Origin of the sequence: Chitinophaga cymbidii (assembly GCF_007992715.1) — a bacterium.
Taxonomy (GTDB): domain Bacteria; phylum Bacteroidota; class Bacteroidia; order Chitinophagales; family Chitinophagaceae; genus Chitinophaga; species Chitinophaga cymbidii.
The window spans coordinates 247,140-259,789 of record NZ_BKAU01000002.1 but is presented as its reverse complement, the minus strand read 5'-3'; the positions used below and the strand labels follow the sequence as shown (position 1 = coordinate 259,789).

Below are 12,650 nucleotides of genomic sequence, written 5' to 3'. Positions count from 1 at the left end.
TTCACCCCATCTTTGTCTCCATAACCCCTGCACCGCTAAATGTGTATGGCATATTTTTGGAGAACAGATTCCATCAGCATCTAAATGAAGAACTATGCAAAAGATAATTCCGCATTTATGGTTTGACAAAGAAGCGAAGGAAGCGGCTGCGTTTTATGCTTCCGTTTTCCCGGATTCAGCGGTCACCCATGTTACAACACTCCGGGATACACCATCCGGTGACGCGGATGTGGTGACTTTCAATATCTGGAACCAGGAATTTATGGCCATCAGCGCAGGCCCTCTCTTCAAGTTCAATCCTTCCATATCATTCATGGTGAACTTTGATCCGCTGCTGTTCGGTGCTGCCGCCACAAGGGAAAAGGACGCAAGGGAGAAAATAGATGAGGTCTGGAACAAACTGGCGGATGGCGGCACGGTGCTCATGCCGATCGATAAATATCCTTTCAGTGAGCGCTACGGCTGGATACAGGATAAATATGGCCTATCCTGGCAGCTGATCCTTACCGATCCTGGAGGCGAGCCGAGACCGGCGATCATACCTTCGCTGATGTTTGTGGGCGATAAATGCGGTAAAGCGGAGGAAGCGATCAACTTTTACCTCTCGGTTTTCAGGAACCAGAAAATGGGCGGAGTGTTCCGGTATGGCAAAGACCAGGCGCCGGACAGGGAAGGCACGATCATGTTTGCCGACTTTATGTTGGAGGATATGTGGTTTGCGGCGATGGACAGCGCGCATGATCACAAGTTCAATTTTAATGAGGCAGTTTCCCTGATGGTCAACTGCGCCGACCAGGCCGGGATAGACTACTACTGGCAAAAACTGTCCGCTGTTCCGGAGTCCGAGCAATGCGGATGGGTGAAGGATAAATATGGCGTATCCTGGCAAATCTCACCCGCTGTTATGGAAGAAATGTTCCGCAATGGCACCCGCGAGCAGATCGACCGGCTTACGGAAGCTTTTATGCCGATGAAGAAGCTGGATATTGCGAAATTGATCGAAGCGTATAGAGAAAAGTAAACACAAGCCTGTTTCTTTCAGATCAGCCTTTCACAGGCAACTTGCCGTGATACCCGATCACCTTGTACTCTCCCTGCACCCTTCCGAACACAAAGGTGAAATAGCTTTCGGCAGCACTGTTCTTCTCCGGGTATTGCATTGATACTTCAAAAAGTTCGGAATCCGGATCCGTTCCCTGCTGCAATGTTTTGTAATAATCCTCTTCTATTTTCTTACCGCCGATCAGGGAAAAATTCTCTTCGTCCGCTTCTGGCAGCAAACGTTTTACGTCCGCGTGAAAGATCTTTGGATAATACTTTGCGAATTCATTGGCGTCTATGTTTCCCGCCGTCTTGTTGATGTTCCCGTTCTTCAGGTCTTCATTCGTCCATTGCCTGGAAGTTTGCAGGGGAAAACGGATAAAAGACTTCGCCAGCTCCTGGTTATCACCCTCCACGGCCTGCAGAAACCCCGAGAAAGCGGTGCGGAACTTCTGTTCGTCGGTGCTGATGGAAGGAGGAGTACCCCCGGTGGTCTGTGCCACAGAGTCCGGCTGCACCGGTAAGGCGGTACTTGACAACTGCTTTTCCTTTTCCCTCCTGTTGCCGCAGGAAGCCAGCGATAAGGCCGCCAGCAGGCAGCAAAACCACAACGGGGTCAGATACATTGTTCTCATAATTCAAAATGTTAGTATATAGAGCCATCAAATATTATTCCACCATACACCCTTCCACTAAAATGCATAGTTGTAATTAACGGCTGATACCAATAAAAAGGGGCGTATCAGAACCTGATACACCCCGCACAATAAAGAGTAACCACAAAGTCATTGACTGGCCCCGATGCTGATCTTGTTGCCCACTATCCTCGGATTTCCATTCACATCCAGCGTTCCCTGTATTTCCGCTCCGATCACTTTTCCCGCATCCTTCGCCGGGGAGCCTGACTGCAAACTCATATCCGCCGCCAGCTTTGGATCAAGCCCGAAAACAGAAGCCGCATCCACGCCGGAAGCCGTTTTCCATGCGTTAAAATCCGTATACGGTGTACCGTTGGTCGTGTTCCATATCCATCCCGGCGTACCGGTCGTGAAATAAAGATTGTAATCTATTTCATTGCCGCTGCCGGTGCTGGTGTACTTGTGGAACATCAGGTCTACCGGTCTTGCATATACGAGGTTGTTAACGATCACATTATCGATACAATGTTCCGTCATGCGCAGCTCTCCTTCTATTTCTCCGTAAGCGCCGTTCTCGCGGTTGTTCTGGTACAACGTGTTGTTCACCACATAAGAGTTGCGCGTGCCGCCGCCGGTATACCCCAGGTATCCGCCGAGGTAAATGCCCGTGCGGTAGCAGTTCGCCACCACGTTGTTCCGTACAATGCAATCGCTGGTGGGAAACGCATCCGTTTCGCTCACGATACCGATGCCTCTGTCGCAATCCCGCACCCTGTTGCGTTCCACGATGATATTGCGCGCACCGTCCACATAAATGGCGATGGCGCCGTGGCCGTGAATGCCACCGATCGGACCCGTAGTCATATTGATATCATACAGTTCATTTTCCGTGATGAGGCCATTGCGGGCGTAGTTGAACGCAGGATTGGGATTGGCCGCATAGCCGCCCGCCGCGTCGATGCCGATGTTTTCAGCGTTGTAGATCTTGTTGCGGCGGATGATGAAGCCGTCCACATACCCGTTGATCGTCAGGTTTTCGCTGTAGCCGGTGTTGCAGTCGTGTATCTCGTTCTCTTCCACCAGCACGTCCGTCATAGGCGTTCCGGTGTTGCCGATGATCTCGATGCCGTGCCCGCTGCGGCCGTCCGCCGGCGCCACGTTGTGCTCGATGTTATATACTTTGTTCTTCCGGATGATGATATGGCTGGAACCTTCATCCGCCACAATGCCGTTGATGTTCACCCAGGGCGTGCTGCTGATGTAGTTGCACACATCGAAGCCTTCAAACACAACATAGCTGGCATTGCGGATGGTCACCAGCGCTTCTTTTCCGGTGATGGAAAGACCGGTGCCGTCGATGACCGGTTTTTCACCGGGGTATGCTTTGAGGGTGATGTATTTATCCTGCCTGCCGGAGCGCGGGAACACCACCTTTTCATAATACTTGCCCGTTCTTACGATCACCGTATCACCGGGCGATGCTTTCGCCAGCGCGGTATTGATCCCGCGCAGCGGCGCCGCCAGCGTACCGGCCGCGGCATCATTGCCGGAAGGCGATACGTAAAAAGTGTTCTGCCTTACATCGGGTTTGTTGTCGCCCTGCGGGCTGTTCTTTTTGCTGCATGCCGTGGAAGCGATGCCCGCCAGTATAAATATTAAAAAGCTGCTCCTCATCATTCCGAAATTATTCTTCTAACGCGATTATTGTTTTTATCCAGCACGTACACAATGCCGTTCCTGTCCACCGCCACGCCGCCCGGCGCGCTGAACGCCGCGGCTTCACCGATGGCATTGGCATATCCCGCCGTGCCGCTGCCGGCGTAGGTGCTGACTTCCCCGTTCTTTGCATCAATGAAACGGATGCTCTGATCGGGATTGTAAGTACCGCCATCCCAGGTACCATTGCCGGCCACGTAAATATTGCCCGCCGCATCGATGCACAAGCCCCAGGGGAATGCAAACCTTGCATCCGCGCCGGTTCCGTTCACATAACCGCTGGCGCCCGCCGCTCCTGCAATGGCGATGCCGGTAGAAGAACCTTTTTCGAATTTCAGGATCGTATGATCTCCGTTGCTGGCAACATACAGGTTACCCTGGGCATCGAACCCCATGCCGGCGGGACTGTTGATCCCCGTGATCACCGCCTCGCTGCTGCCGTCCGGCGCTACTTTGTACACGTTGCCGTTGGCGGCAGAGAGGTAGTAAAGGGTATTCGAGGATTTGTCGTATGCCACGCTCCAAGGCTCACCCGTGGCCCAGCCGATGGTAAGGGCGGTACCGTCCGGGGAGATCTTGCGGATGTCCCAGTTGCCGGGGTCCACGCAATATAAATTCTGATCGTTGTCGATCGTGAGATCGTAGGGAAGACTGAACTGCGCAGTGAGCCCCTGCCCGTCCGCATGCCCCGCGGCATTGGGATTGCCGGAGAACACCGTTACATCTCCTTCGGGGGTGATCTTGCGGATGCAGTGATTACCGGGGTCCGCCACAAACACATTTCCTTCATCGTCCGTTACAATTCCCTTGCTCCGGTACCAGGCCTCTTTATTGAAATTAAACTGCGCTTCCTCCCCTTTCCCGTTTGCAAACCCTGCCGTGCCGTTGCCCGCGAAGGTGGTCACATTGCGCGTGAACATATAATTGAACACCGCGGTGCTGGCGATCTCGTCCCCACCCACTTTCACCACGATGTTGCCCGTACCGCATTTCTTCGGCACTACGGCCATGATCTGGTTGGTGTTGGCGCCGATGATCGCCAATTTGTTGCCGTTGATGGTAACTTCCAGCTCGGAGGTGTCGCTGGTGAAGTTGCTGCCGTTGATGAGCACGGACGTACCGCCGCCGCCCTGCGCCGGCATGAATTCGCTGATGGTCATCGGCGCGCCGGGGGCATGGGAAGGTACATCGTCCTTTTTGCATCCCGCCAGGAACAAGCCTGCCAGCATAAAATATTTGCCAAAAGATCGGATCATATCCATGAATTGAAATTGTAATGAAATGAATTACCAGCCCGGGTTCTGCACCAATGCCCTGTTCTTTTCGATATCGCCCTGCAGGATGGGAAAGAGATACATCTTGTTATCCCAATACCTTTGCTGGTACAGCTTGCGCGTGTAGAAGCCGGTGAAGGAAAAACCAAGTCCGTTGTCGTTCGCGTTCACATCCATACCGTAAATCGCCGTGTACTTCGGCTTACCGAGCAGCAGGCGGCGCGTGAGCGTGTAATAGCGGTCGCCTTCAAAGCAAAGCTCCACCTGCCTTTCCCGGAGGATGTGTTCGCGCATCTTTTCCTTATTGCCTACCGCGTCCGGGTATACGGTTTCTATACCGGGGATGCCCGCTCTTGTGCGCACGAGATTGAGATAAGTGATGATATCCGTGTTGCCGGGATCGTATTCATTGAGCGCCTCCGCATAGTCCAGCAGAATTTCCGCGTAGCGGATCAGTATCCAGGGGCCGTGGAAAGACACCGCATCCAGGCGGATGTTGCTGCTCGGGCTGATGCGCTTCAGCGGCAGGTAGCCGGTGAGGTTGTTGCTGCCCTGGGATTTCTGGCCGGCCTTTCCGTTGTAGTAGAACTCCGCGCGGCCCTGTCCGTTCACGTTCTGGTCGGAGGAGTAATAGTTTTTATCATCCGCCGTCTGCGCCGGCACTACCGGTCTTGCGTTGTACATCACGTTGGCGTAGAAGCGCGGCTCGCGGTTGGCGTACATGTTCCATTCGCTTTGTTTATGCCCCCAGCTTTCCGGCGCGGAGCCGGGCGCAAAGCCGGTTTCCACGTATTCAGACAACGGATCGTCTATCGTGCGGCCGTTCTTCATGACGAACGCATCCACCAGGTTTTGCGTTACGCAATACATGTTGTAGCCACCGGGACCGGGAGAAGCGCATTTGGTCCAGCCCCAGCGGTTCCAGCCCACATTCGCGAAGATGATCTCATCGTTCCAGTTGGTAAGATGAATATCACGCACGGAAAGGTAGGGATCGAAAGCAGTGCCGCCGTTATCGAGATTGGTGAACAGCTTGTAATAGTTTGAGTCGATGAGCGCTTTGGCGGCATCGGCGGCTGTTTTCCATCTTTCATTGGAAGCCGTTGCGGGCGCCAGCGCCAGTCCGTCCTTATTTTTGAAGTCGGCGAATGCGGGATTGCCGTTCCAGAGCGGGCTGGCCGCCAGCATCGTTGTCTTTACCCGGATAGCCATGCAGGAGCCTTTGGTAGGGCGGCCCAGGTTGCTGGACGCTTCCCACCTTGCGGGCAGCCCGGCCTGCGCACGGTCCATCAGCTCATTGATGTACGCCACGCAGGTATCGAAAGGCGCGCGGGGATATTCCGCAAAGTCCGCATCCTGCGCAATGAGGCCGGTTACTTTTACAAAGGGACCGTATTGTTTGAGTATCTCCCAGTAATAATATCCACGGAGGAAAAGATTCTCCGCCTTGTATTGTGATTTCAGTTCGTCGCTCAGCTGATTGGAAGGCACTTTGTCGATATTCTGCTCGAAGACGAAGGACTTGCGGATGGCCGCGTAGTACTTGCCCCAGTTGTAAAAGTACTGGCTGGAAGCGCTCCAGTTGCCGCTGACCATCTGGCGTACGTTCACCGTGGTGATGGAAACGGAAGATTCATCGGAAGCGCCGACGGTGGTAAAATCATCCCCATCGTGATTATGCACATAGCTGTAGATGTTGTTGAGATAGGATTCCGCATTGGCCCTCGTCATCCATAGCTGGTCTTCCGTCAGCAGGTTATCCGGCTTTTTATCCAGGTAATGGCAGGAGCATAAAGCCATGACACCAGCCAGTAAGCAATACTTGAATATATTCATACGATGCGCTTTAACTTGATTAGAAATTAGCCCTCAACCCGGCGGTGATGGTCCTGGCAAACGGGTACTTCGCGGCGTTGGAGCCGAGTTCCGGGTCCCAGAGTTTGAACTTCGAGAACGTGAGCAGGTTGGTGCCGGCGGCATAGACCTGCAGGCTGCTGAGCCCTCTGCGTTTCATTTCCGGCGTGATGATGTTGTACCCGACGGAAGCCTGCTTGAGGCGCATGAAGCTGCCGTCTTTCAGCCACCAGTCGCTGTCCTGGTAATTATTATCGCTCGCGTTGGTGATGGTCAGGCGGGGATAGTAGGCATCCTGCCGGGGATTGTCTTTCGTCCAGCGGTCGGTGACGTTGCTGATAATGTTGGCGGGATATTGGCCGATGCCCGTGAAGGGAACGATGCCCACACCGGGAGCAGTACCGTCGAACCGGTTGATGGCGGAGCCGTTTGCCATAATGCCTACGTCAGCTACGCCTGCAAAGAGCGCGGATATTTCAAAGCGTTTGATGCCTACATTGAATCCGTATCCGTAAGACCATACCGGGAAAGGAGATTTACCGAGATAGGAGCGGTCGTTCGCGTCTATTACGCCATCGCCGTTCAGGTCTTCGTATTTGATATCGCCGGGGAACAGCCCTCTCAGCTGCTCGGGGCTTTTGTTCACATCGTCCTCATCCACAAACAGGCCGGCGTGTTTATAGCCCATGAACTCCATATGGGAAGTACCTTCATATTGCTGATAAGCAAACAGCATTTGCGGCTTATCCGCGAACAGTATTTTGTTCTTTGCATAGGTGATGTTGCCGAACACGCGGATGCTCACGTCCCTGCCGATCTTGGTGAGAAATTCCACGCTCGCGTCCACGCCTTTATTTTCCAGCTCGCCCATGTTGGCGAAAATCGGCAGGCCTTCAAAGCCCGCTATAGAAGAGATGGATGCACGCTGGATCAGGATGTCCTTACGTTTATCTTTAAATACATCGACAGTGATGTTCAGCTTATTCCATAACCCGATATCGAGACCAACGTTTGTCTTGGTGGAAGTTTCCCAGGTAAGATTCTCGGTACCAATCACATTCGCGGCAATGCCGTTATACCCGGCCGGAGAAGAACCAAAGTACACACCGGTTGCATCAGTGATGTAGGTTAGATATCCGAACCGGTCACCGTAGCCAATGATATCATTACCTGTTGTACCAACGGAACCACGCAACTTCAACAGGCTGAAAGTAGCCGCAAGCGGTTCAAAGAAACGCTCTTTCGATATTACCCATCCGGCAGCAACGGCGGGGAAAATACCCCAGCGGTTGCCCTTCTCGAAGTTTTCAGATCCTGTAGCGCCTACATTTCCTTCGAGTAAATATTTATCGCGGAAAGAATAGGTCACCCTGCCCGCAACGCTCTGGTTGCGGTACGGGATCGCGGCCTTCACGTCGCCGGCGCTGCCCAGTACGCGGTTCCTCATCGTCCCCACTATCAATCCACCAAAATGATGATCGCCAAAAGAACGGTCATAGTTAAGGTTTCCTTCGAGATACATGATCCTTTCACCAACAGAATAGGAAGAGTAGCCCAGGAAGCTGCTGCCGGTGCGTACCTGCTCGAATACGAGATCGCCTTCCGCATCGCGCGAGCCTGCGTACCAGAGATCGTTATCGCCCGTGCGGGAATTATTGAAAGTGCCGTAAGTATCAAAAGAAAAACGCCCCGTAGCGGTCAGCCCTTTGGTGACAACGCCCAGGTCCTGCGTGAGCGTAAGCACGGACTGCACAGAAGGTCTGAACTCCGTGGAATAACCGGCATTCTGCACCAGGTTGAATGGATTGCGGCCGCCGTTGTTACGCGGACCGGCCCACATATTGTCCGGGTATTGCACCGGAAATGCGATCGGGTTGGTGGAATAGGTATTATACCATATATCGGGCGCGGGCGAACCCGGATAGCGGCTGTTCACAAGCATGGCCGCGATGTTGAGCGCGAGGGTGGTTGTTTTGGTCACATTCAGGTCTACGTTGCTCCTGAAATCATACCGTTTGAAATTCAGATTGGGATTGTATCCGTTCACTTTAGACACGTTGTACTGGCCGTCCTGGTTGTAAAAGCTCATGGACACATAATAGCGCATGGACTCGCCGCCGCCGCTGATGTTCACGTTGGCATTGGTGAGGGAGGCCCAGTCCTTATAAATGCGGTCTATCCAGTTCACATTCGGATAGAGGTAAGGATCAAGGCCGCTGGCGGTTTTGGCGATCACTTCATCGGAATACGCCGGTGCGTTGTTATCGTTTTCGCGGGCTTCGTTGTAGAGCTTCATGAACGTTACGCCGTCCAGCATTTCGGGCATGCGCGTCATGCCGTTGAAGCCGCTTTCCACTTTGGCGGAGATCTTCGGTTTGCCCGCCACACCGCGTTTGGTGGTGATGATGAGCACACCGTTCGCGCCCCGCGCGCCATAGACGGCCGTAGCGGAGGCATCTTTCAGCAGGGAGATGCTGGAAATGTCTTCCGGATCTATGTTGTTGAAAGCGCCGCCGAAGGTGCTGTTCACATCATCGCGCTGCACACCGTCTACAATAATGAGCGGCGTGGTGCTGCCGGTGAAAGTGCCGATGCCGCGGATGGTGAAAGTGGGATTGTCGTACCCCGGTTCACCGCCCCCGCTCTGCATGGAAATGACGCCCGCCACTTTACCGGCGAGCGCGTTGGTGAGGGAGCGCACCGGCGTCTGCATGTCCTGCATGTTCACGGTAGACACGGCGCCGGTCACCGTTACTTTCTTTTGCTTGCCGAAACCTACGATCACCACTTCATCCAGCTCATCCACTTTAGCGGTGAGCGTGACCTTGATGGTCCTTTGTCCGGCCACCCTGACCTCCTCCGGCTTCATGCCCACCATAGCGACTTTCAGCACTTCGCCGGGTGCGGCGTTGATGGTAAAAATGCCCAGCTCGTCCGTCACCACCCCGCGGGCAGTGCCGTTCACGGCCACTGTGGCGCCGGGAACGGGCGTACCGTCCGGCGTCATCACCTGCCCTTTTACTGCGCTGGTCTGCGGTTTGGCCTGCTCCGGCGTTGCCGGTGCAGGTGCGGGAGCGGCGGCTTTGCGGTCCAGCACAATGCGGTTACTGCGTACTTCGTAGCCGATGTTCTTGCCCTTCAGCACAAAGTCCAGCACCTCCTGCACTTTGGTATTGCGGAAGCTCACGCTCATCCGTTCGCTGTCGTTCAGCAAGAGGTTGCTGTACACCAGCGTGAAGCCTGTTTGCTTTTTGATAGCGCGGAAAACCTGCACGAGGGACACATTATCGCCCGACAAAGTGACGGGGGACTGCAGCGAGGGCGTTTTGTCCTGCGCCGCGGCGGTAAGAAAGAAAATGAGCAGGAATACAAAAGAACATGCCAGGCCGCGAATGGCCGGCAGACGATCGCGCATACATTCTCTCATGCGGAAACTGATTTTAGTTGATTATGCAAATGCGTTTCAGCCTAACTACAAGCAGTGGGGGAAAATGGGTGACAGGGGGATGAAAATATTTTTTTTATTTCAGGTAGATGGCCTTGTCCCCGAAGCGGAACTCCGCGCCGGCAGTGACTTGCAGGTCCGTCAGGAATTCGGATAATTTAGCCCTGTCCATCAGGCCGGTGGTGGAAATATCCGCGAACTTGGCGGATTCGAGCACGAAGTTGACGCCATAAAAGCGGGATGCCACTTCCGCCAGCTCGGTGACCGGCATTTTGTGGAAATAGTAGACACCGTTCATCCAGGAGAGCACTTCTTCCCCGTCGAAAGGCTGTGTTTCAAAAGTGCCGGCGTTGTAAGCAGCCTGCTGGCCCGGTTTCAGCTCTGTGCGCTGACCGCTGGCCGCCTGCATCCATACGCTGCCTTCCACGAGGGAGGTTTTTTCCTGTGTTTGGTAGGTGTTGACGTTGAAAGCCGTGCCGTAGACCTGCACCTGTGTATGCGGCGTGTGTACAATGAAGCGGCGGGCGGGATCTTTCGTCACTTTAAAGAAAGCCTCCCCTTCCACCATTACTTCGCGGTCGCCCTGCCCGAAATGGAAAGGGAAACGCAGGCGGGTGGAGGCGTTGAGGTGCACTTCGGTGCCGTCTGACAGTGTAAGGCGGTATTGTTCTCCCGCCGGAACGGTGAGCACGTTCATGGCGGTGTCGGTAGACGTGTAGTGGAGAGAGCCGTTGCCGGCGTTCAGCGTGGCGTTGGGCAGGGTGATGCGCTGGCTGCTGTCTTTATCCAGCGCAACGGCCTGGCCGTCTGCCGTGGTCAGCTGCACGGATGGATGCTGCCGCTCCGTCTGCGCCACAAACTCCTGCAGGGACAAGGGCTGGCGCTGCGTGAGCCAGAATGCACCGGCTACCACCAGCAACAACAGGGAGGCCGCAATAGCGAGGTTGGTACGGATATTTTTGCGGCGGAGGTGTTTGCGTTTGTTGAGATGTTCCAGTGCTTCTTCCGGATCGAGGGAGTTGACGTATTGCCCGGCGCCAATGGAGCGGCCACGGGATTCCAGCGCATCCCAGGTTTCCCTGAAAGCGGCGTCCTGCGTGAGCATGCGCTGCACGTAGGACTCCTCTTCCGGCGTCAGGTCGCCCGACAGCCGCTGAATGTATAACTGGAATATTTTTTCCTGTTGCTCCATTTACTCTTTTATTTTATGCACCGCAGTTCTTAAAAACTGTAAGCCTCTTTTGAGATGCGTTTTCAGCGAATTGATGCTGATGCCCATTTCATCGGCCGCCTCCTGGTATCTTTTTCCCTGGATGTACACCATCTGCACGGCCATCCGCTTGTGCCCCGACATATCTTTCATGGACGCCTGCAGGCAGTTGTAGTAGTCCGGCGCCTCGGTATCTTCCTGCTGCAGGTGCGTGAATACCTCGTGGTGCACGTCCTGTTTCTTCCGCTGTTTCAGGAGGTTAAGGCAGCGGTTCTTCACGGCCATGTGAAGGTATCCTTTGATATCATCGTCATTGAACCGGAGGTAGAGTTTTCTGTCCCAGATATCCATGAAGAAGGTCTGCACGAGGTCTTTCGCCTCCTGGTCGTTCTGAAGGAACCAATACGCATTTACGCAAAGCATTTTATAATACTTTACGAAGAGCGCATCGAAAGCGGTCAAATCACCATCCTTTAAGCGCTGCACCAGCTGTGCATCGGGAGAATGACTCATTCACAATTCCTTTTTGGTTGAGACTAGTTGGCTGATCTGAAGATTCTGTGATGGAAAGATAGAGAAATTTTTTTTGGGATTTGCAGTATATTCCGTTCTTATGAGAAAGATAGCACCGGACAAGTGGAAGCATTTTTGGGTGGGGATTCCGATGGGCGCGGTTTTACAGGCGGCGATGATGTTTTTGTTTCCCGGTCAGCAGATGCTGGCGGGATTGCTGGCGATGGCGGCGGTGGTGGCCATCAGTTATGGATTCGAGCTTTTTTCGCTGATCACGGGATGGGGGCATTACGATTTCTGGGATGCCGTGGCGAGCATTCTCGGCGGAACGATCGGGGTTGCGGTGATTGTGGGGATTTTTTAAAAACTGATTTATGGGAATATTCAACTTCCGCAATAAACCGGAGGAGCGGTACCTCCGGCATCTGAAGCGCATCTTCCGCCGCGAACCGCGCTATTACCTGGAAGAGAGTTTAATACCCGGCCTGCCGGGCGTAACCACGTTCGTATATAAAGACGTTCCCGAAAAAGGATACATCACCGGGATCACCTACGGCCTTTCCCTGGCTAATCACCCCGACTGGCAATACGGCCGCCCGGAGCTGTGCATCTCCGTGAAGTCCACCGCGCTGGAATGGGCGCGGGTGGCGGGGTACATCGCCAATAACCTCCGCGGCAACTGCCCCTTCAGCTACGGGCAGACGATCAATTTCAAACAAAAGGTAAGCAGTGACTCCGATATGGATGCGTTCTTTATTTTTGCACCGAGTACCCTCGACCGCGCCGATCATGCGGATATTGACATTGGCTTGGATTACAAGATCAACATTGTGGGGCTGTACCCGATGTACTCGGAGGAGCTGAAGGTGTATGAGGAAATGGGGCTGAAGGATTTTTGGCATCATGAGGGGTTTGATAATTATAGTGTGACGCGGGAGCGGATTGTTGGCAGATAAATT

At 53.9% G+C, this 12,650-nt stretch carries 10 protein-coding genes; 3 read left to right on the top strand and 7 right to left on the bottom strand.

Annotated elements, in window-relative coordinates; genetic code table 11:
• The first annotated feature begins 94 nt into the window (after positions 1-94).
• Positions 95-1,021: a VOC family protein gene (locus tag CCY01nite_RS12105; protein WP_146861628.1), complete on the top strand. Its 927-nt coding sequence runs from the start codon at positions 95-97 to the stop codon at positions 1,019-1,021.
• Between the two features lie 22 nt (positions 1,022-1,043).
• On the opposite strand, the gene CCY01nite_RS12100 is transcribed toward CCY01nite_RS12105, so the two are convergent.
• The 7 genes from CCY01nite_RS12100 to CCY01nite_RS12070 all read right to left on the bottom strand — a co-directional run bounded on the left by CCY01nite_RS12100 (position 1,044) and on the right by CCY01nite_RS12070 (position 11,691).
• Positions 1,044-1,676, bottom strand: coding sequence for a hypothetical protein (locus CCY01nite_RS12100; RefSeq protein ID WP_146861625.1), 633 nt, complete (start codon positions 1,674-1,676; stop codon positions 1,044-1,046).
• A gap of 150 nt (positions 1,677-1,826) precedes the next feature.
• Positions 1,827-3,356: a right-handed parallel beta-helix repeat-containing protein gene (locus CCY01nite_RS12095; protein WP_146861622.1), complete on the bottom strand. Its 1,530-nt coding sequence runs from the start codon at positions 3,354-3,356 to the stop codon at positions 1,827-1,829.
• The gene (locus CCY01nite_RS12090; RefSeq protein ID WP_246129920.1) at positions 3,353-4,651 is read right to left on the bottom strand and encodes an IPT/TIG domain-containing protein; all 1,299 of its coding nucleotides are present in this window, start codon (positions 4,649-4,651) and stop codon (positions 3,353-3,355) included. Before CCY01nite_RS12090 ends, CCY01nite_RS12095 begins: the two co-directional genes overlap by 4 nt.
• A 30-nt stretch (positions 4,652-4,681) precedes the next feature.
• Entirely contained in the window at positions 4,682-6,505 is a 1,824-nt protein-coding gene (locus tag CCY01nite_RS12085; protein ID WP_146861616.1) for a RagB/SusD family nutrient uptake outer membrane protein, read from the bottom strand.
• Between the two features lie 19 nt (positions 6,506-6,524).
• On the bottom strand, positions 6,525-9,950 hold the full coding sequence (locus tag CCY01nite_RS12080) for a TonB-dependent receptor (RefSeq protein ID WP_222614373.1): 3,426 nt from the start codon (positions 9,948-9,950) through the stop codon (positions 6,525-6,527).
• A gap of 94 nt (positions 9,951-10,044) precedes the next feature.
• Positions 10,045-11,160, bottom strand: coding sequence for a FecR family protein (locus CCY01nite_RS12075; RefSeq protein WP_146861613.1), 1,116 nt, complete (start codon positions 11,158-11,160; stop codon positions 10,045-10,047).
• Positions 11,161-11,691: an RNA polymerase sigma factor gene (locus tag CCY01nite_RS12070; protein WP_146861610.1), complete on the bottom strand. Its 531-nt coding sequence runs from the start codon at positions 11,689-11,691 to the stop codon at positions 11,161-11,163.
• A gap of 100 nt (positions 11,692-11,791) precedes the next feature.
• On the opposite strand from CCY01nite_RS12070, the gene CCY01nite_RS12065 reads away from it, so the two are divergent.
• Positions 11,792-12,055 carry a hypothetical protein gene (locus tag CCY01nite_RS12065; protein WP_146861607.1) on the top strand — a complete coding sequence of 88 codons (264 nt, stop codon included), beginning with the start codon at positions 11,792-11,794 and terminating at the stop codon, positions 12,053-12,055.
• 10 nt (positions 12,056-12,065) lie between these two features.
• On the top strand, positions 12,066-12,647 hold the full coding sequence (locus CCY01nite_RS12060; RefSeq protein WP_146861604.1) for a suppressor of fused domain protein: 582 nt from the start codon (positions 12,066-12,068) through the stop codon (positions 12,645-12,647).
• The last annotated feature ends 3 nt before the right edge of the window (positions 12,648-12,650 follow it).

What these genes read in the sequence shown, in the direction of transcription:
- CCY01nite_RS12105 (WP_146861628.1), top strand. Translation starts at nt 95, where the DNA reads ATGCAAAAGATAATTCCGCATTTATGGTTTGACAAAGAAGCGAAGGAA.
- CCY01nite_RS12100 (WP_146861625.1), bottom strand. Translation starts at nt 1,676, where the DNA reads ATGAGAACAATGTATCTGACCCCGTTGTGGTTTTGCTGCCTGCTGGCG.
- CCY01nite_RS12095 (WP_146861622.1), bottom strand. Translation starts at nt 3,356, where the DNA reads ATGATGAGGAGCAGCTTTTTAATATTTATACTGGCGGGCATCGCTTCC.
- CCY01nite_RS12090 (WP_246129920.1), bottom strand. Translation starts at nt 4,651, where the DNA reads ATGATCCGATCTTTTGGCAAATATTTTATGCTGGCAGGCTTGTTCCTG.
- CCY01nite_RS12085 (WP_146861616.1), bottom strand. Translation starts at nt 6,505, where the DNA reads ATGAATATATTCAAGTATTGCTTACTGGCTGGTGTCATGGCTTTATGC.
- CCY01nite_RS12080 (WP_222614373.1), bottom strand. Translation starts at nt 9,950, where the DNA reads ATGAGAGAATGTATGCGCGATCGTCTGCCGGCCATTCGCGGCCTGGCA.
- CCY01nite_RS12075 (WP_146861613.1), bottom strand. Translation starts at nt 11,160, where the DNA reads ATGGAGCAACAGGAAAAAATATTCCAGTTATACATTCAGCGGCTGTCG.
- CCY01nite_RS12070 (WP_146861610.1), bottom strand. Translation starts at nt 11,691, where the DNA reads ATGAGTCATTCTCCCGATGCACAGCTGGTGCAGCGCTTAAAGGATGGT.
- CCY01nite_RS12065 (WP_146861607.1), top strand. Translation starts at nt 11,792, where the DNA reads ATGAGAAAGATAGCACCGGACAAGTGGAAGCATTTTTGGGTGGGGATT.
- CCY01nite_RS12060 (WP_146861604.1), top strand. Translation starts at nt 12,066, where the DNA reads ATGGGAATATTCAACTTCCGCAATAAACCGGAGGAGCGGTACCTCCGG.